16 protein-coding genes are annotated in these 18135 nt (G+C 63.5%); 5 read left to right on the top strand and 11 right to left on the bottom strand.

The features are described from left to right. Positions 1-52: 52 nt before the first annotated feature. The 7 genes from M5B42_RS13590 to M5B42_RS13560 are packed head-to-tail and all read right to left on the bottom strand — an operon-like array spanning position 53 to position 8331. A complete protein-coding gene (locus M5B42_RS13590; protein WP_248746137.1) occupies positions 53-2395 on the bottom strand; it encodes an aminomethyltransferase family protein in 2343 nt (780 codons plus the stop codon). A 15-nt stretch (positions 2396-2410) separates the two neighbouring features. Beyond that, positions 2411-3778: an NAD(P)/FAD-dependent oxidoreductase gene (locus M5B42_RS13585; RefSeq protein WP_248746136.1), complete on the bottom strand. Its 1368-nt coding sequence runs from the start codon at positions 3776-3778 to the stop codon at positions 2411-2413. 30 nt (positions 3779-3808) lie between these two features. Then, positions 3809-4675 carry a formyltetrahydrofolate deformylase gene (gene purU / locus M5B42_RS13580; protein ID WP_248746135.1) on the bottom strand — a complete coding sequence of 289 codons (867 nt, stop codon included), beginning with the start codon at positions 4673-4675 and terminating at the stop codon, positions 3809-3811. 18 nt (positions 4676-4693) lie between these two features. Then, entirely contained in the window at positions 4694-5824 is a 1131-nt protein-coding gene (locus tag M5B42_RS13575) for an aminomethyltransferase family protein (RefSeq protein ID WP_177098739.1), read from the bottom strand. 36 nt (positions 5825-5860) lie between these two features. After that, positions 5861-6877: a DUF3445 domain-containing protein gene (locus M5B42_RS13570; RefSeq protein ID WP_248746134.1), complete on the bottom strand. Its 1017-nt coding sequence runs from the start codon at positions 6875-6877 to the stop codon at positions 5861-5863. 9 nt (positions 6878-6886) lie between these two features. After that, complete coding sequence (locus M5B42_RS13565) at positions 6887-7822, bottom strand: PDR/VanB family oxidoreductase (RefSeq protein WP_248746133.1); 936 nt, start codon at positions 7820-7822, stop codon at positions 6887-6889. Continuing rightward, positions 7819-8331, bottom strand: coding sequence for a dimethylamine monooxygenase subunit DmmA family protein (locus tag M5B42_RS13560; protein ID WP_248746132.1), 513 nt, complete (start codon positions 8329-8331; stop codon positions 7819-7821). The genes M5B42_RS13565 and M5B42_RS13560 overlap by 4 nt, the downstream gene beginning before the upstream one ends. A gap of 220 nt (positions 8332-8551) precedes the next feature. On the opposite strand from M5B42_RS13560, the gene M5B42_RS13555 reads away from it, so the two are divergent. Genes M5B42_RS13555 through M5B42_RS13545 form a run of 3 tightly spaced genes read left to right on the top strand, consistent with a single transcriptional unit; the run spans position 8552 to position 11041 of the window. Then, a complete protein-coding gene (locus tag M5B42_RS13555) occupies positions 8552-9655 on the top strand; it encodes an ATP-binding protein (RefSeq protein ID WP_248746131.1) in 1104 nt (367 codons plus the stop codon). Next, positions 9624-10283, top strand: a complete 660-nt coding sequence (locus M5B42_RS13550; RefSeq protein WP_177098734.1) for a response regulator — start codon at positions 9624-9626, stop codon at positions 10281-10283. Before M5B42_RS13555 ends, M5B42_RS13550 begins: the two co-directional genes overlap by 32 nt. 2 nt (positions 10284-10285) lie before the next feature. Further along, the gene (locus M5B42_RS13545) at positions 10286-11041 is read left to right on the top strand and encodes a PAS domain-containing protein (protein ID WP_103499795.1); all 756 of its coding nucleotides are present in this window, start codon (positions 10286-10288) and stop codon (positions 11039-11041) included. A gap of 61 nt (positions 11042-11102) precedes the next feature. Here the strand turns inward: M5B42_RS13545 and M5B42_RS13540 are convergent, their stop codons facing one another. Next, positions 11103-12146: an LLM class flavin-dependent oxidoreductase gene (locus M5B42_RS13540; RefSeq protein ID WP_248746130.1), complete on the bottom strand. Its 1044-nt coding sequence runs from the start codon at positions 12144-12146 to the stop codon at positions 11103-11105. 117 nt (positions 12147-12263) lie between these two features. Then, entirely contained in the window at positions 12264-12749 is a 486-nt protein-coding gene (locus M5B42_RS13535) for a flavin reductase family protein (protein WP_248746129.1), read from the bottom strand. 1238 nt (positions 12750-13987) lie between these two features. On the opposite strand from M5B42_RS13535, the gene M5B42_RS13530 reads away from it, so the two are divergent. Both M5B42_RS13530 and M5B42_RS13525 read left to right on the top strand, forming a co-directional pair. Beyond that, entirely contained in the window at positions 13988-15271 is a 1284-nt protein-coding gene (locus M5B42_RS13530; RefSeq protein ID WP_248746128.1) for an AAA family ATPase, read from the top strand. 3 nt (positions 15272-15274) lie between these two features. After that, positions 15275-16270 carry an endonuclease gene (locus M5B42_RS13525; protein ID WP_248746127.1) on the top strand — a complete coding sequence of 332 codons (996 nt, stop codon included), beginning with the start codon at positions 15275-15277 and terminating at the stop codon, positions 16268-16270. On the opposite strand, the gene M5B42_RS13520 is transcribed toward M5B42_RS13525, so the two are convergent. Together M5B42_RS13520 and M5B42_RS13515 are read right to left on the bottom strand one after the other, a co-directional pair. Beyond that, complete coding sequence (locus M5B42_RS13520; RefSeq protein WP_248746126.1) at positions 16271-16906, bottom strand: START domain-containing protein; 636 nt, start codon at positions 16904-16906, stop codon at positions 16271-16273. It lies immediately after the preceding gene. Positions 16907-16975: 69 nt separating this feature from the next. Next, positions 16976-18130 carry an ABC transporter ATP-binding protein gene (locus M5B42_RS13515; RefSeq protein ID WP_248746125.1) on the bottom strand — a complete coding sequence of 385 codons (1155 nt, stop codon included), beginning with the start codon at positions 18128-18130 and terminating at the stop codon, positions 16976-16978. Positions 18131-18135: the final 5 nt, after the last annotated feature.

Here is an 18135-nt window from a genome sequence, read left to right as displayed (position 1 = left end):
GGAGGGGCGTTGGGCAGTCAAAGTCAGTTGGCGTAACCGTTCGTTATTCCTATCAACTGCGCACCCGGCTCTTGTCCGGGTCGTAGAAGATCGCGGGCGTGACCGTGGCGCTGATGCGCTTCTGCAGGCCATCGACCTTGCCGACCTCAAGCTCCATGCCAATCTCGGCGCAGGCCACATCGACGCGACAGAGGGCGATATTGCTGCCCAGCAGTGGCGAGCGACAGGCGCTGGTGACGACTCCTACCCGGGCCCGCCCGCGATAGACCGCATCGCCATGGTGGGCACCTTCATTGCCGCTCAGTTGCAGGCCCACCAGCTTGTGGCTGGGATGGGCGCTGCGCCGCAGCAGCGCGTCGCGACCGATGAAGTCGTCGGTCTTGCTCTTGAGCGGCACGCTGAAACCGATCCCGGCTTCAAATGGATCGGTCTGGTCGCTGAACTCGTAGCCGGCAAAGATCAGCCCGGCTTCGATGCGCAGCATGTCCAGGGCTTCCAGGCCCAGGGGGACGATGCCCAGGGGCTGGCCCAACTGCCAGATCCGGTCCCAGACCCGCCCGGCGTCCTCGGGCTGGCACCAGACCTCATAGCCCAGCTCGCCGGTGTAGCCGGTGCGGGAAATCATCAGCGGGCAACCGTCGTAGCCGTCCAGGCGCCCCACCAGGAAGCGGAACCAGCCGAGGCTTTCCAGGTCCGGCTGGGTCGGTGGGGTCCAGACCATCTGCTTGAGCAGTTCGCGGCTCAGCGGACCCTGGACCGACAGGTTGTGGATCTGCTCGCTGGCGGACTTGACCCAGACCTTCATGCCCAGCTTCGCCGCCTGTTCACGCAGCCAGGTGCCGGCATAGTCCTCGCCGCAGATCCAACGGAAATTATCCGGCCCCAGGCGCAGCAGGGTGCCGTCGTCGAGCATGCCGCCGTGCTCGTGGCACATCGCCGAATACACCACCTGGCCGACCGCCAGGCGCCGCACGTCGCGGGTCAGGCAGTACTGCAACAGGGCTTCGGCGTCCGGGCCGAGGATCTCGAACTTGCGCAGGGCCGTCAGGTCCATCACCGCCACGCGCTCGCGACAGCCGAGGTATTCGTCGATGGCGCCGAAACCGTCGTAGCGCAGGGGCAGCCACCAGTTGCGGTAGTCGGTGAAGCTGCCGGTCAGGCCGCTGGTGCGGCTGTGGAAGCCCGATTCACGGGTCAGGATCGGGTCGGCGTCCGCCGTGGTTCGAGTGCTCATGGCGATGGAAAAACGCTCCTGTTCGCTGTAGACGCGGATATGGATGTCGGTCGGGTTCCAGCCGTTGGCCGGGTCGATGTCGTCGGGGCACGATGAGCTGCCGCAGACCAGGTCGTTCATGGCCTTGAGCAGCACATAGTCGCCGGGGCGCGACCAGGGTTCGTCGAGGGTCATCTGCTGGTGGGCGTCGATCGCGGTGTTGAAGAAGAAGTTGATCGCCGGCCAGCCGGCGCGCGCTTTTACGCCATGGGGGGCGAGGGCGCGGCTGAGGTTGTCGCTGCAGTTGTCGTGCCCGAAATAGCCCTGGCTTTCGTAATAACGGGCGGCGCAGGCGAGGGCGAAAGCGTCGTGACGGCCCACGGTGTCGCGCACCACTTCGAGCATGGGCTGAAACTGCCGGTCGAAGAACTTCGAGAACAGCCCGGGCGCCGGGTAGGCACTGCCGTTCAAGGTGCGGGTGACGGTCTGGTCGAGGTCCAGTTCCTGACCGCGCTCCAGCGCCCGGCGGTCGAAGGCGATAAAGTCCGAGCATTGCCGACCGGCGACATCCAGCACCTGGATATATTGGCCCTTGGCGACGGTGTAGCCGCGGGCGCTGCCGGCGCGCACGGTGAACTCGTCCACCAGTTCGCCCAAGGGTTCCGGCAGTTCGGGCAGCCACAGCGGCGACGGGTTGGCCCGCTCGATCACCAGGCGAAGTTCGCTGGGCCGGTATTGCCGGTCGACGGCATGGGGGCCGGAGGGGGCGGCCACCAGCACCAGCAGCGGATCACTGGCGACAAAGCGGCGGCTGTGCCCGGCTGCGCTGTCGTCGCCCCAGAGTGAGGCGGCGCGGGGCAGTGAGCGGAGATCGATACCGCGTTTGTGCAAGGCCTGGAGAATGCGTCGGCTGTGCAGGCTCGGCTCAGCCAATTGCCCTGCGATAAACTCGCCGCCCGGCGTGGCGGCCAGTGCCCATTGTGCCAGGGCGCTGTGGCCGTTCGCCGCGAGAGCCAGCAGCTCGCAGGATTGCAGGCCTTCGACGTCGATCACCTGCAAGGTGTCGCCGGGCTCCAGGGCCACCAGGCTGACGCCGCCGGCGGCCACCCGATAACGTTCCTGCGCCGGCGCCCGGGCAAACAGCCCGGGCTCCCGGGGATGCGAAACACGTGGTGCGTTCATGCTGCGACTCCCCTGTCAGCCAACCGACTGGATCGAGGTGGGCGGTTCGCCGAGGTAGGCGGCCATGGAGTCGTCCAGCGCGTGCAGCCAGGGTGTGTGATGGGGCGGCGACTGGGTGCCGGTCATCAGCGAACGGTAGGACTTGTCGCGATAACCCATGATGTTTTCGGCCTTGTCGTGCTTCCAGTGCAGGAAGGTGTCGTTGACCGCGGCGATGTCGAAATCGGGGTAGTCGGTGGCGTCCACCAGTTGCTGGATATAGGCGCCCTGGTACTCGAACATCTGCTGGTTGGTTTCCAGGGTCTGCTCGCGTGCGTGCCATTGCCGGCTGTCGGCGACCATCTCGGCGTGAGACGGCAAGGCGATGCGCCCGAGGATGACGTCGCGGGCATACCAGGCCTGGGCGTCGAACATGTTGAAGGAGTACCACTGGTCCTGCATGCCGAGGTAGATCATCCGTGGGTTGGGCTCCCAGAACACGCCCTTGTACAGGTTCATCGGCCACAGGCGATTGTCGGTCTTGAGGCAGAGTTCGTCCGGCAGGAACGGGAAGTGATGCTTGTAGCCGGTGCAGAGGATCACCGCGTCGATTTGCTTGCTGCTGCCGTCGGCAAAATAGGCGCGGTTGTTTTCCAGGCGTTGCAGCAGCGGTTTTTCCTCCCAGTTGGCGGGCCATTGGTAGCCCATCGGTGCGCTGCGGTAACAACTGGTGATGCTGCGGGCGCCGTATTTGTAGCACTGGGAGCCAATGTCCTCGGCCGAATAGCTGCTGCCGACGATCAGCAGGTCCTTGCCCTTGAATTCCAGGGCCTCGCGAAAGTCATGGGCGTGCAGGATGCGTCCGGCGAACTGCTCGAAACCCTCGAAGTACGGGACCTTGGGCGTGGAGAAGTGGCCGCAGGCATTGATCACGTAGTCGAAGCTTTCCTCGGTCTGAAGATCCTGGTTGTAGTCATGGGCCTGGACAGTGAAGCGGCCGCTGTCGGCGTCGAAGCTGACCTGGCGCACCACATTGTTGAAGCGAATGTACTGGCGCACCCCGGCTTTTTCCACGCGGCCCTTGATGTAGTCCCAGAGCACTTCCCGCGGCGGGTAGGAACCGATGGGTCGGCCGAAATGCTCTTCGAAGGTGTAGTCGGCGAACTCCAGGCACTCCTTGGGGCCGTTCGACCACAGGTAGCGGTACATGCTGCCGTGCACCGGTTCGCCGTTTTCGTCCAGGCCGGTGCGCCAGGTGTAGTTCCACATGCCGCCCCAGTCGCTCTGCTTTTCGTAGCAGACCAGTTCCGGGATCTCGGCGCCTTTGTCACGGGCCGACTGGAAGGCTCGCAGTTGCGCCATGCCGCAAGGGCCGGCGCCGATGATTGCCACGCGTAAAGTCATGATCGTGCCTCGTAATGATGGGGTCGGCGCTCAGCGAAAGATCACTGTCTTGTCCTGGTTGATGAAGACCCGGTGTTCCAGGTGATATTTCAGGGCCTTGGAAAGCGCGACGGTTTCGGTGTCGCGGCCGATGGCGACCAGGGAATCGGGCCGGTGGGTGTGGTCGACCCGCTGGATCTCCTGCTCGATGATCGGGCCCTCGTCCAGGTCGCTGGTGACGTAGTGGGCGGTGGCGCCGATCAGCTTCACGCCACGGTCGTAGGCCTGGTGATAGGGCTTGGCACCCTTGAACCCCGGCAGGAACGAGTGGTGGATATTGATCGCCCGGCCTGACAGCTTGCGGCACAGGTCGTCGGAGAGGATCTGCATGTAGCGGGCAAGCACCACCAGGTCGGTGCGGGTTTCCTCGACGATGCGCAGCAGCTCGGCTTCCTGCACGGCCTTGGTGTCCTTGGTGATCGGCAGGTAGATGAAGCGGATGCCCTCGCGCTCGGCCATCGGCCGCAGGTCCAGGTGGTTGGAGACCACGGCGGTGATGGTCATGTCCATCTCGCCCTTGCGGTGGCGATAGAGCAGGTCGGTCAGGCAATGGTCGAACTTGCTGACCATCAGCAGCACTCGCGTCGGTTCGGCGCCGCTGAACAGCTCCCACTGCATGTCGAAGCCGCCGGCCAGGCCACCGAGGCCTTCGCGCAGTGCGCCGACGTCGGCGCTCGAACCTTTGTTGAAGCGGAACACCGCGCGCATGAAGAAACGCCCGGTGAACTCATCGTCGAACTGCGCCAGCTCGCTGATGTAGCAGTTCTGCCCGGCCAGGCAGGAGGTGACCGCCGCGACGATGCCGGAGGTGGCCGGGCAGGTGATCTTGAGAATGTAGTGTGGCTCTGGATGGTCCATGGAAACTCCTGGGGTGGCTCAGCCCTTGGCGGTGCGTTTGGTTTTCTGCGGATCGTCGAAGGGCAGCGCGTGGCTGACGGCGCCGGTCTCCAGGCTGCCGCGCACTTGCAGGGCGATACCGGGCACGGAGCAGGCGACGTTCATGCGGGCGATGGCCATGGAGCGTTTGCTCAAGCGCGAATACATGCCGCAGGTGACCACGCCGACCTGTTGGCCGCCTTGCCAGAGGGTGTCGCCGGCCTCGGCGGCGCGGACGCCGTCCAGCAGCAGGCCAGTGATCTTGAAGCGCTCGCGGCCTTGCAGGCGGCGGTGTTCCTCGGCGCCGCGGAAGTCGCGCTTTTCCGGCGAGACGGTGAACTCCAGGCCCATTTCCCAGAGGGTGTCGCCGGGCTTCTCGTCGGCGAAGGGGTACATCTGCGAGTTGTCGTAGGGGAAGAACATCAGCGAACTTTCCACCCGCAACCAGTCCAGGGCGGTAAAGGCGCAGGGAATAATGCCCAGGCCTGCGCCCTGTTCCAGGATCTGGTCCCAGAGCAAGGGCGCATCGGCGGCCTTGCAGAAGATCTCGTAGCCGCGCTCGCCGGTATAGCCGGTGCGCGAGATCATCACCGGGCGCTCGAACAGCCGGGTCTGCAGGTGGTGGAAGTAGGGCAACTGGCGAATGCCGGGCACGTGCTCGGCAAGAAAATCCACCGCCAGCGGGCCTTGCAGCGACAGGTCGTGGAGATCGTCGTCGAACAGCACCGCGACCTGCCGGCCCTGGGCCGAACGCACCAGCATTTCATGGCCGCTGCCGGCACCATGGACCACCATAAAGGCGTTGGGGCCGGTGCGGTAGACGATGCAGTCGTCGACGAACTTGCCTTCCTCGTCGAGCATCGAGGCGTACACCGATTTGCCCGGATACAGCTTGCTGATGTCCCGGGTGGTCGCCCATTGCAGCAGGCTTTCGGCGTGGGGGCCGACGTAGTGGACTTTTTTCAGCCCGGACACGTCCATCAGCCCGGCCCGGGTGCGGATCGCTTCGTGGTGATCGGCGAGGTCGCTGGCGTAGGTCCAGGCGGTGCCCATGCCGTTCCAGTCTTCCAGGTTCGAGCCGAGTGCGCGGTGGCGCTCGGCGAGTGCGGAAATGCGCCATGAATGAGCCATATGCAGGTCCTTGTCGGTCAAAGAGTGGGTAAGGGGTCAGGCGTCGGGGTCGAAGCGGCTCAGCCACTTGACCAGGGTCTCTCGGTAGCGGGTCATGCCCTTGTAGTCGGCGATCGGCTCCGGCAGGTCGCGCAGCACGCGGTGCAGGCGGCAGCCCCAGCCGGGCTGGCTGACCAGTTCGTCGAGGCTGATCAGGTAGGTGCGGATACTGAACATCAGGCCGTTGCTGCGGGGCAGGCGCGCCATCAGTTGCAGTTCGACCCGCAGGTGCACCAGGCGACCGGCGTTTTCGGCGGTGACGCTGCCGCGGTCGGCGCCCCACTCGTGGAAGGTTTCCGGCGAGGAGTCCAGGCGCGGGTTGATCGTCAGCGTCCAGTTCAGGCGCCGCACCGGCTGGCCCACCGGGACATTGAGCAGGTATTTCAGGGCCCGCTCGAAGATGCCCATCTGGTGGGCCATGGGCACCGGCGAATGCCATTGCTTGAAGCTCATGCCGGCATCGAAGGCCAGCGACCAGTCCGCCGGGCTGGTGACCATGCCGGCGTCCATGAACAGGTCGCCGTCGCGCTGGTCGAGCAGGGCGAAATCGCCCTGGACCTGGCGGGTGATGAACTCCAGCGGTTCGCACGGCAAGGTCGTGGCGTCGCCGAAGATAAAGCGCTGGTCGATCGCCAGGGCCTTGTTGCGCCAGTGCCAGTTCAAGCCGTCGCAGTCGAGTTCGAACCACTGCGGATAATCGGCGGCGAGCTTTTCCATCAGCATTTCCAGGGCGTCCCAGGCGGCTTCCTGCATATGCGGCATTACCAGGTAGCGGCGTGGGTCCTGGTCCAGGACCCGGGCGCGTTCGGCCATTTCCGAGCGGTAGTGCTCGTCGATATCGAACCAGTGCTCGTAGATCGAGCCGGGGTCCTTCGAGTTCGCCGGTTCGATGTTCACCGAGTAGAGATAACTGTCCTCGCTGAAGGGGAACGGAAAGCGCCGGATGGCCTTGGGGCTGTTGCGGAAGCTGAAGGGCTCCCGGTAGGTCTGGAGTGGGCTGAATTGAACGGACATGGTCGACTCCTAGAGGTCTAGCAAAACCCGCGGGCCGCAGCCGCGGGACACACAGGGCATAAGGAACTCGGCCTGTTCGGCGCGGCTCAGGAAGCTGTCGCGGTGTTCGATTTCGCCGTGCAGGTGGCGGGTCATGCACTGGCCGCAGACCCCGCCGCGACACAGGCTGGGTGGCGCGATACCGACGCTTTCCAGGGCTTCGAGCAGGCTCTGTCCGGCGCTGACCTGAAGGCGGCGGCCGCTGCGGGCCAGTTCCAGTTCGAAGGGCCGGCCGGGCTGCGCGGCGCTGAAGGCTTCCCAGTGCACGCGGCTGGCGGGCCAACCGAGGCGGTTCGCGGTTTCCCGTACCGCATCGAGCAGGCGCTGCGGACCGCAGGTGTAGACATGGCTGCCCAGGGGCCGGTCGCGCAGGATCGTCGACAGGTCGCAAGGTGTGCCGGCGGCGTAACGATGCAGGCGCGGCCCCAGGCGTTCCTGCAACTCGTCGAGATAGGCATCGGTCAGGCCCGGCCGGTAGAGGTAGTGCAACTCGACATCCGCCTGCCGCCGTTGCAGGGCGTCGAGATAGGCCATGAACGGGGTGATGCCGATGCCGCCGGCAATCAGGATGTGTAGTCGCGCGGTCGAGTGTGGGGCAAACAGATTGGCTGGCGGCGAGAGGATCAGGGTGTCGCCGACTTCGACCTGTTGGTGCAGGTAGCGCGAGCCGCCTCGCGATGTCTCTTGCAGGCGCACGGCGATACGGTAGTGACGGTGATCGGACGGGTCGCCGGTCAGCGAGTAGGCGTTGCGCAGGGTCCGTTCGCCCAGGGGCAGGTGAACTTGCACGTGGCTGCCCGAAGAGAAGCCCGGCAAGGTGCCGGTGCAAGGCTCCAGGGTGAATTCGCGGACCAGGGGCGTGAGCAGGCGCGCCGCGCTGACCCGGACCTGCAACGGTGTGCTCATGGGTGGGCTCCGGCGTAGGGGCGGTCGGCGTCGTCGCAGACCCCGAGGTAGGCCCCCAGGCGTCTGGAAAAGTGCGCACGGACACCCAGTCGCACCTGGCAACCGATGCAGTTGAAACGGTCCGCCGCGCCGGGGGCCTGGGTCAGCCCGCAATGCACGCAATAGACCCGGCGGCTGCCGGGGGCCGAGAGGATCATGTCGATTTCGTCGTCGTGCAGCCCGGCGTTGCGGGCCTGGCCATGGACCAGCCAGATAAAGGCTTCGTCGCCGAGGATGTACAGGTGACAGCCGACGCTGGCATCCGCCAGCACGCCAGTGAGCTGCAAGGGAAAATCCCTGCCCTGGGCATTCAGCAGCAGCGGCTGGTCGAGCCCTTCGACAAAAGCCGCGCCGGCTGCCGTCGACTGCATGACGACGATGTGCCGGCGTGCCGCCTCGCGGGGCATCGGTTCCCGGTAGACGGGGAGGCTGTGAAGCCGGTCGGGGGCGGCGCTGGGTCTATCCATCATGGTGATTTTCCTGGCTGACTTGTTTCTTGCTGGGGAAGATAGTTTCCCAGAAGGAATTTCCACTCAATCTGGAAAAAGCAGTACCTCTTTGGAGATAGCCCGTCGTTATTGGGCGGCGGGGCATGGAAGTTGCTCAGCAGTGGTCAGGGCGGAGCAACCGGACGGGGAGTCATCGACAGTGCGAACACGACCACAGTGGTGGGTCCGCTGGTTTCAGCGCGTGAGCCCCGGGCAAGTCCGCCAGGTGCGCGGGCTGCTGGCCGAGTTGCCGCTGTGCCTGATGCACGCTGACGGTGCCTGGCCACGGCTGCTGGACCGTTTCGAAGCACTGCTGCCCGGTTACCGCCTGAACCTGATACTCGGTGACGAGGACCTGGGCCCGGCCCGTAAACAATTGACCAGCCTGTGCCACGGCGAAGCCAACTGCCCCTGGCGCGGCGGTGTGGTGAGCGAGTTGCCGCAGCCCTGCACGGCGTGTCGCCGGCACGGTACGCACCGCCTGCTCTGTGCCTTGCCGGAAGTGGGTAGCGTGCAGCGCGGCCTGTTGTTGCTCGATGCACCGGGCCCGGTCGGCCGGACCTTGCGCCAGTTGCTGGAGGAGGCGGCGCGGGCGGTCGGGGTCACGGTGCAACTGCTGCGGCACAAGCGCGAGCAGCAGCGCAAGCATGCCACGTCCCAGTACGGCGCCCTGGCCCGGGAGCTCCATGACTCGGTGGCCCAGCAGCTGGGCTATCTGTCATTCCAGGCGCGGCTGATGCAGTCGCACATGGGCGAGCCGGCCCAGGCGGATGCGTCGCTGGGGGAGCTGCGCAGCGGCCTGAGCCAGTTGCAGCGCCAGGTCCGCGAGCTGATCACCAGTGCCCGCCTGACCATGGACGGGCGTTCGCTGCGCCAGGCCCTGGCGGACTCGGTGGCGGAGTTTTCCCGGCGTTGCATCATTGTCTTCGAGCTGGACAACCGCCTGGCCGACGATGCCCTGAACCCGGAAACCGAATTGCAGATCCTGCAGATCATCCGCGAGGCCCTGGCCAACGCGGTGCGCCATTCCCATGCGCGGCACGTGCGCATCGAACTGCGCCAGACCCAAGAGGGCGAGGTCTCGGTCGCGGTGGAGGATGACGGCATCGGGCTGAGCCAGGCCTGTGGCGAAGACAACCATTTCGGCCTGGAAATCATTCGTGAGCGGGCCAGCAGCATCGGCGCGCGACTCTCTATCGAACCGATCCGGCCCCACGGTGTGCGCGTGCACCTTGGCCTTTCCCGCCACCCAGACGATCCCCAGGGGAGTTTCAATGGACTGCACGACCTTATTGTTGATCGATGATCATCCGCTGTTCCGCAAGGGGCTGGCGCAGTTGTTCGCCGCCAGTGAGGATTTCGAAGTGGTGGGCCAGGCGGCCAGTGGGCGGGAAGGTATCAACCTGGCGTTGAGCCTGGCGCCGCAACAGGTCCTGCTGGATCTGCACATGCCCGGCCTCAGCGGTTTGCAGGTACTCGACGAGTTGCGCCAGTTGCGCCTCGGCTGCCAGATCGTGGTGCTGACCGCGTCGATGGACCGTGGCGAGTTGCTCGCCGCGCTGCGCCTGGGCGCCAATGGTTATGTGCTCAAGGAGACCGAGCCCGATGCGTTGCTGGCCTATATGCGCAACTGCAACAAGGGCGCGATTGTCCTCGACGACACCCTGGTCTCGCTGCTGGCCGGACAGGGTGAGTCCACCCCGGCGCCACACCGGGCGGACCCCGGCGGCCTGACCGAGCGCGAAGGCCAGACGCTGGCGCTGATTGCCGCCGGCATGAGCAACAAGCAGATCGCCCGGGAATTGGGGATCAGCGACGGAACGGTAAAGATCTACGTGAAGAATCTCCTGCAGAAGTTGAGCCTGCACTCACGCCTGGAACTGGCGGCGTGGGTGCACAACGTCGGTAGCGGGCGACCAGAGGAGCGTCATTAGCCATGGACAAGCGTGGATCACTGTTGGAATCGTTGTTGAACGAGCCGGCCGAAACGGCACTGGACCGCTTCCCGGTGGCCCTGCTGGAACTGGGCGACGATGCGCGGATCGCCCGCTTCAATAGCGCCTGGGTTGCCTTGATGGACCGGCCGCAGGCCCAGCGCCCGCTGATCGACTACGTGCATCAGGAGGACCGTCCGTTATGGCGGCAGGCGCTCCACGAGTTGCGCCGCCGCCCCGAGACCGCGTTCAGTCAGCGCCTGCGTTTTGTGCACCCGTCGGGGGAGTTGCGCTGGTTCGAGGTCAATCTCAAGCGCAATGCCGATGGCTTTTGCCTGGCAGTCGGTGATGTCACCGCGCACAAGCGCCGGGAAATTGCCTTGCAGGCCAGTCAACGCAGCACCTTGAGCCTGCTGGACAGCATGCCCGGACTGATTTATCGCGGACGCAACAATCGGGATTGGACGATGGAGTTTGTCAGTGCCGGCTGCCTGCAACTGACCGGCTATCCGGCCCAGCGCCTGGTGGACAACCATGACTTCACCTACAACAGCCTGATTCATCCGCAGGATGCCGATTACGTCTGGCGAGCGGTGCAATATGCCTTGTCGCGGCAGGAGGCGTTCGAACTCAACTACCGGATCCGCTGTGCCGACCATTCGATCAAGGCCGTGTGGGAGAAGGGCGTGGGGATCTATTCGGACAATCGCGAGGTGCTGGGGATCGAGGGGGCGATTTTCGAACGCAAGGTGCCATGATCCCGAGCGGGTCACGGCGATGCGGGAGCAACCGGTCGGTGCTCCCGCGGTCTGGCGAGGCTCAGCGGAAGGCCGGCACCACCTGTTGGATAAACAGCTCCAGCGATTTCTTTTTCTCGGCGTGGGGCAGACTGTTGTCACACCAGAAGCTGAACTCGTCGACCCCCAGCTCCTGGTAATAGCGGATCCGCTCGATCACTTCCTGCGGGGTGCCGATCATGGTGTTCTTGCGGATATTCTCCAGGGCGAATTCCGGCCGTTCGGCAAACTTTTCTTCCGGGCTCGGCGCCAGGAAACCGTTGACCGGCACCTGCTTGTTGCCGAACCAGGCGTCGAAGGTCCGATAGAACTTCGAGATCGCCGTGGCCCCGACTTTCCAGCCTTCGGGATCGTCGACCGCATGCACGTGGGTGTGGCGCAGCACCATCAGTTGCGGGCGCGGCACCTCGGGATTGTTGTCCAGCGCGGCCTGGAACTTGTTCTTCAGGTCCAGCACTTCCTCGTCGCCCTTCATCAATGGCGTGACCATCACGTTGCAGCCATTGGCCACGGCGAAGTTGTGGGAGTCCGGGTCGCGGGCGGCGATCCACATCGGCGGGTTGGGCTTCTGGATCGGCTTGGGCACGCTGGTGGAGGTGGGGAATTTCCAGATATCGCCGTCATGGGCGTAGTCGCCTTGCCACAGGGCGCGCACCACCGGAACCATTTCCCGCAGTGCCTGGCCACCCGAGGAAGCGGGCATGCCGCCGGCCATGCGGTCGAACTCCACCTGATAGGCGCCACGGGCCAGGCCGACTTCCATCCGGCCATTGCTGATCACGTCCAGCAGGGCGCATTCCCCGGCGACCCGCAACGGATGCCAGAACGGCGCGATGATGGTGCCGGCGCCCAGGTGAATGGTGCTGGTCTTGGCCGCGAGATACGCCAGCAGCGGCATCGGGCTCGGCGAAATGGTGTATTCCATGGCGTGGTGTTCGCCGATCCATACGGTGCTGAAGCCGCCGGCCTCGGCCATCAGGGTCAGTTCGCTGAGGTCTTCGAACAATTGGCGGTGGCTGACACTTTCGTCCCAACGCTCCATATGGATGAAGAGGGAAAACTTCATGACGCTTACCTCGGGTCTTTTGTTGTTGGCCGGCAGGTCTGTCTGCTGATTTATTGGTATACCATAATACTGTTTATTGCCCTTAAGCAAGGACCGCCTGTGCAGTGTTGTACTGGCTCAGGCGAGAATGGGCAGGGTGCCCATCTTGCCGTGGCAGTAGATCATCGGCCCGGGGTCCTGGCGCGGCACGATCAGGTTCTTCACCGCGCCGACCATGATCGCGTGGTCGCCCCCTTCATACTCGCGCCACAGTTCGCATTCGATGATGGCGCTGGCATTGGGCAATAGCGGGTTGCCCAGTTCGCTCAAGGTCCACTGGATGCCCTGGGCCTTGTCCTTGCCTTTGCGGGCGAAGGCATAGGCCTCGCTTTGCTGGCCGCCGGACAGCACATGAATGGCAAAACGCTTGTTCTTGATCAGCACCGGATAGGAGTCGGAGCTGTAGTTGGGGCAGAACAGCACCAGGGCCGGGTCCATGGACAGGGAACTGAAGGCGCTGGCGGTCAGGCCCACCACCTGGCCGTCGTCATCCAGGGTGGTGATCACGGTGACTCCGGACGGGAACGAGCCCATGACTTGTTTGTAGATGGCGGCATCGATCATGGGGCGGTCCTCGGGTGGCTGGAGCTGCTTTTTGTAGAATTTAAGTGTTATGGTATACCGTAATACAATGCATGCAAGAGCTTTTTTTGCCGGTGTATTGGCTCGATACAGTCTGCCGGTGTGAAACGGCTCCACTTTTCCCGAGGTGCCGTTTAGAGTCTGTGCTTTTGGGGGAGGGCGACAGGCTTTCCCCTGACTGCTTAGGGAAGAGAGTCATGCAGCTTTTTGATCGTGGTTCCGTGCCACCGCCGAGTTTTTTGCAAAGTCGGGAGGCCGTTGCCAGCAGGCAAGCGCTGGCAGATTACTTTCTTATGGACCCGGTGAAGAGAGCGCAGACTCGCACCCCGGGACTTGATCTCAATCTGGATCATGAGTCTGTTCATACCAGCCTTGGACGGCTTTTCCGAGGCAAGTGTGCGTTCTGTGAAAGCATGACCCGCAACTTTCCTTACCGATTTCGCCCAAGTACCGGGGCAATCTCCACACAGAAAACACCAGATGACCATTTGTATTACATCTGGCTCAGCAATGCTTGGGAGAATATCTATTCGATTTGTCAGGGCTGTGTGCCTGAACGCCTGGATTACTTTCCTGTTTTAGGGCGGCGCGCGCCATTGCCTAGGAAACACCAACTTCTGAATTATGTGGCAGAAAACCTAGGTTTATGGCGCGACTTTCCGTTGCAAGAGCGGCACGACTTACTGGATCCCTGTGAGCAAAGTAACGTTGAAGCCTTTCCTTATGCTGACCTCACTGGGAGGCTATTTGCGTCGAAGCTGCGCACACAGGCAACTATTGATCATTTCAAGCTCAATCGGAGCGAGTTGATTGAGCGGCGCAGAAGCGTGCTTGGAGCGTATTTTGATGAGCTGATCAATCATACGATTCGGATGATGCGTCTCGCCGACCCTGAATCTTTGTCGATATTTAACTTTGCGGAGTTAGAGTTCGGCGGTCTTTGGTACCAGCTATGTCGTCGAATTGCTCAGGAACTGGCGCCCGTCAAATCGAAACGTTTATCTCTGTCACGTGGGGATATTTTGGCAAACTTCGTCACGATTGCTCGAAGCGAAGGTTACGACTCTCGGCGTGAAGGGCTCGAGATGAGACTGGATAAGTACTCTCAGGAGTGGACTCTCTATCCACTCCGATTGAGGCAGAGTTCGCTCTTGGCGTCTCCCTCGCTTGTGTCAATTTTCTTGAAAAACTTCAAAGGGATCGAGCAACTCGAGCTTCTGATGCCTCCCGCGCAAGAGACCCCAATTCCGAACGTCAAGCCCTCTCGACCAGCGCTGCTGATCCTGGGTGAAAACGCCGCTGGCAAAAGCTCCATCCTCGAAGCCACGGCCCTGGCGTTGTGCAGCGAAGAAGCGCGGGCACAATTGCCGGTCGACGTTGCAGCATTGCCCCTCGATCCCGAACTGCTGGGCGCGGGGCAGATGCCTCGATGCACCTCGGCTACCGTTGCCTTGACCTTCCAGGACGGCAGTCAGCGGGAATTGACCATCGCCGGTGGCGACTACTGGCTCGAAGGCGCGCCCATCACACCGCCGGTCTTCGCCTACGGCGCCTTCCGCCAATACCAGAAGCAGGTGCGGCGCTACAGTCCGGGCAAATCGATCATCAACCTTTTCGACGCCACGGCCCTGTTGTCCAACCCGGAAAAATGGCTGTTGAGCCTCAAACCGGTCGAGTTCGACAGCGTGGTGCGGGCCCTGCGGGATATCCTCTCCATCGAGGGTGAGTTCGAAGTCATGGAGCGTGATGTTGAAAACCAGCGCTGCCTGATCGTCACGGCCACGGCCGGTAGCCGGACCCTGTGCCGAACCCCATTGAGCCTGGCGTCCTCAGGCTACCGCTCGGTGCTGGCCATGGTCTGCGACATCATCCAGGGCCTGATGAACCGGCGCATCAACCCTTACTTCGAAAGCCTGGAAACCGCCCAGGCGGTGGTGCTGATCGACGAGGTCGAAGCCCATCTGCACCCGCGCTGGAAAATCCAGATCATGGGCGCGTTGCGTAGCGCCTTGCCGAACGTGACCTTTATCGCCACCACCCACGACCCTCTGTGCCTGCGCGGCATGCGAGAGGGGGAGGTGATCGTCATGCAGAGGGTCGCCAGCGAGGACAATCCCGACAGTGATTGGCCGGTGATGGTGGAGCAGGTGGTCCGCCTGCCCAACGTCAGCCAACTGACCATCGAGCAACTGTTGACCTCGGACTTTTTCAGCCTCACCTCCACCGACCAGCCGGATACCGAGCGCGAGCTGGCGATGTTCGCCGATCTGCTGGCCGCCCGCGAGCAGGGCCAGCCCCTGAGCGACGCCCAGCAGCACGCCTGGAGCCGCTTCGAACGGGATATCAGCGACGCCTTGCCGGTGGGCGCCACCGAAGTCCAGCGGCTGGTACAGGAAGCGGTGGTGGAATACCTGCAGAACCGCCGACAGGTCAGTGCGCTCAAGCTCGGCGAGCTGCGTAAGGAATCCAAAAAGCGGATCCTCGCTGTCCTGGAGGGTATCTGAAGCATGCGTGCGGTCCTTCGAACGATTGCCAAGGCGCCGGATGCCCTGTCCGGAGCCGACTCGCCCGCCGCCAAGGAGCTGCAAAAACTCAAGGCCTGGTTCGCCGCACCGACTGGCAACCCACCGGCTTTTGCGGTGTACAAATCCGATAGCGTCAAGAAGCAGCTTGATGAGCTGTTCCACGGCAAATGCGCCTATTGCGAGAGCTTCTTTGCCTCCACCGCGCCGGTGGATGTCGAGCATTATCGGCCCAAGGGCGCGGTCTCCGAGGACGCCAGCCATCCCGGTTACTGGTGGGTGGCCATGGACTGGGACAATCTGCTGCCCAGTTGCATCGACTGCAACCGCAAGCGCAAGCAGGTCACCCCCAGGTTGTCGGCCAAACTGCTGACCCTGCGGGACGACCGCCAGGGGTTCAACCAGGGCAGCCTGCTGCTTTCCGGCAAGAAGGACAGCTTCCCTATTCTCGGCCGGCGGGCGATGTCCGCTGCGCAGGACTTTGCCGACGAATACCCGCTGCTGCTCGACCCGTGTCGTGACAACCCCGACGAACACCTGAGGTTTCATATCGACCGGGACAACCTGATCGGCCTGGTACTGCCCAGGCCGCACACGGGGGCGGACCTTCCGGCCATGACTGATGCGGCCATGGATGGAAACCTCCAGGAAGCACTGGCCGCCGGGCTGAGCCTCAAGGGCAGCGTCTCGATTCATGTCTACGGTTTGAACCGGCTGGGCCTGGTGCAGGAGCGCACGCGTCTGTTGCGCCAGCTGGAGTTCCTGGAAATGCTCGCGCTGGAAGTGGGGACTATGGCGGATGAGCTTCTACCTGATCCCGAGGCACCGCCCTCGGCCACGGTCGCCAGTATCGCCAAGCGCCTGTACTTCCTCCAGGACCGGATTCTCAGTGAAATGAAGCGCATGGCCCGGCCCGAGGCGCCTTATTCGGCCATGGTCCGGGCCTGGATCGAGGACTTCAAGGTCCGGCTCCAGGCCTGACTACGGTGCCGTTTCGGCGTCGCGTATGCCCTGGTGTTCGGCCACCACGCGCAAGGTCCTGAGGCTGACCATCGGTGCGTCGACCACGAACTGGTTGGCCAGCCAGGAGGGGATATCGCCGGCCGGCTCGGCTTGCAGCTCATAGGTCACGCGGGTTTGCGTGTCGCTTTCGGGGTGCATGGTCCAGGTGCCCTTCATCTGGCTGACACGGATCTGTCCCGGCACGAGGGGGACGAAGCCGGGTACCGCCTCCAGATAACGGGTCAGGCTGCCGTCGTCGGCGCGCTCGCTGTGCACATGGATCACCATGTCACGGGTTTGCGCCGGCCACGGCAGTGCAGTGGTCAGATAGACCCAGGTGTCGTCACCGTCATTTTTCAGCAGGCGCATATCGGCGCAGGCATACAGCCATTTGCAGGCGACCCGCAGGTTTTCCTGGAGGTTGCTCAGGGTGCTGACATCGGCCTTGATCCGCGTCTCGCCGCGAAAGCTCTGGTAGCGCGAGCCCGGGACGTGGCGGAGGTAGACCTGGATGCCGTCTTCGTCCTTGGCCAACTGCCAGTCCGGGGGCGCCGCCAGTGTTGTCGTGCTGAGAAGAGCACTGGCCAGCGCTGTCGCAGATAACAGGATGTTCATTCGGATCTCCGGGTTGCACGGCCGATAGTGCCTGGCTACCCGGATATAACACCTGAGCCCGGGTTTTATTCAATGGGCGCCGGCTGCTTTGTTCAGATCGCCCTCGCTCCATTGGGTATAGACGCAAGCGTCCGCGCTGGCCCAGCGTACCCGCAGTGGATCGCCGGCCTTGAGCGGCATGCCGGTGGCCGACAGTGCCTTGACCGTCATCGCCGTGCCGCCTTCGGTGACCACGCTGCAGGTCTGGCTTTCGCCGAGAAAGAGCATTTCGCCGACCTTGGCCGAGACCTCGTTCCAGCCTGCCGGCAAGGGTTCGGCGGCGGCCTGTTCGAGGCTCAGGGCCAGGGCTTTCTCCGGGCGCACCATCAGCAACAGCGGCTGCTCGCTGGAAACTCCGCTGGTCGGCCGGATCGTCAGGGTCTGCCCCTCGAAATCCCCCGCGGCATTGCCCCGGGCCTTGAGCTTGAGGAAGTTCGAGTTGCCGAGGAATGAGGCGACAAAGGCGTTCGGCGGGTTCTGGTAGAGGTCGTAGCCGCTGCCCAGGCCGACGATCTTGCCGTGACTGAAGATCGCGATGCGCTGGGACAGGCGCATGGCTTCCTCCTGGTCATGGGTCACGTAGACGATGGTGATGCCCAGCCGACGATGCAGTTGGCGCAGCTCGTCCTGCAGGTCTTCGCGCAGCTTCTTGTCCAGGGCGCCGAGGGGTTCGTCCATCAGCAGGATGCGTGGTTCGTAGACCAGCGCCCGGGCAATCGCCACACGCTGTTGCTGGCCGCCGGAGAGCTGGGAAGGGCGGCGATGGGCAAAGGTTTCGAGCTGCACCAGCTTGAGCATGGCGTCGACCCGGCGCTCGCGCTCCTCGCTGCTGAGCTTGCGCAGGGTCAGCGGGAAGGCGATGTTGTCACGCACCGACAGGTGGGGAAACAGCGAGTAACGCTGGAACACCATGCCGATATCGCGTTTGTGCGGCGGCACCTTGACCAGGGACTGTCCACCCACCAGGATTTCACCGCTGCTGGGCGTCTCGAAACCGGCCAGCATCGACAGGGTGGTGCTTTTGCCCGAGCCACTGGAGCCGAGGAAGGTGAGGAATTCACCCTCCCGGATATCCAGGGAAATATTGTCCACGGCGGCGAAGTCGCCGTAGTGCTTGTTCAGGTTGCGCAGGCTGACCAGGGGGCGGTCGGGTTGTTGCGCGGGGTCTTTGATCACGGCACTCATGTTCT

It is taken from the genome of Pseudomonas sp. MWU12-2037, from assembly GCF_023242345.1.
GTDB lineage: Bacteria > Pseudomonadota > Gammaproteobacteria > Pseudomonadales > Pseudomonadaceae > Aquipseudomonas > Aquipseudomonas gingeri_D.
Note: the sequence above shows the minus strand (reverse complement) of the source record. Positions and strands in the feature narration are given on the sequence as shown.

Coding starts and splice junctions, on each gene's coding strand:
- M5B42_RS13565 (WP_248746133.1), bottom strand. CDS start 7,822: ATGAGCACACCGTTGCAGGTCCGGGTCAGCGCGGCGCGCCTGCTCACG.
- M5B42_RS13560 (WP_248746132.1), bottom strand. CDS start 8,331: ATGATGGATAGACCCAGCGCCGCCCCCGACCGGCTTCACAGCCTCCCC.
- M5B42_RS13545 (WP_103499795.1), top strand. CDS start 10,286: ATGGACAAGCGTGGATCACTGTTGGAATCGTTGTTGAACGAGCCGGCC.
- M5B42_RS13590 (WP_248746137.1), bottom strand. CDS start 2,395: ATGAACGCACCACGTGTTTCGCATCCCCGGGAGCCCGGGCTGTTTGCC.
- M5B42_RS13550 (WP_177098734.1), top strand. CDS start 9,624: ATGGACTGCACGACCTTATTGTTGATCGATGATCATCCGCTGTTCCGC.
- M5B42_RS13520 (WP_248746126.1), bottom strand. CDS start 16,906: ATGAACATCCTGTTATCTGCGACAGCGCTGGCCAGTGCTCTTCTCAGC.
- purU (WP_248746135.1), bottom strand. CDS start 4,675: ATGGACCATCCAGAGCCACACTACATTCTCAAGATCACCTGCCCGGCC.
- M5B42_RS13515 (WP_248746125.1), bottom strand. CDS start 18,130: ATGAGTGCCGTGATCAAAGACCCCGCGCAACAACCCGACCGCCCCCTG.
- M5B42_RS13525 (WP_248746127.1), top strand. CDS start 15,275: ATGCGTGCGGTCCTTCGAACGATTGCCAAGGCGCCGGATGCCCTGTCC.
- M5B42_RS13535 (WP_248746129.1), bottom strand. CDS start 12,749: ATGATCGATGCCGCCATCTACAAACAAGTCATGGGCTCGTTCCCGTCC.
- M5B42_RS13585 (WP_248746136.1), bottom strand. CDS start 3,778: ATGACTTTACGCGTGGCAATCATCGGCGCCGGCCCTTGCGGCATGGCG.
- M5B42_RS13530 (WP_248746128.1), top strand. CDS start 13,988: ATGCCTCCCGCGCAAGAGACCCCAATTCCGAACGTCAAGCCCTCTCGA.
- M5B42_RS13570 (WP_248746134.1), bottom strand. CDS start 6,877: ATGTCCGTTCAATTCAGCCCACTCCAGACCTACCGGGAGCCCTTCAGC.
- M5B42_RS13540 (WP_248746130.1), bottom strand. CDS start 12,146: ATGAAGTTTTCCCTCTTCATCCATATGGAGCGTTGGGACGAAAGTGTC.
- M5B42_RS13575 (WP_177098739.1), bottom strand. CDS start 5,824: ATGGCTCATTCATGGCGCATTTCCGCACTCGCCGAGCGCCACCGCGCA.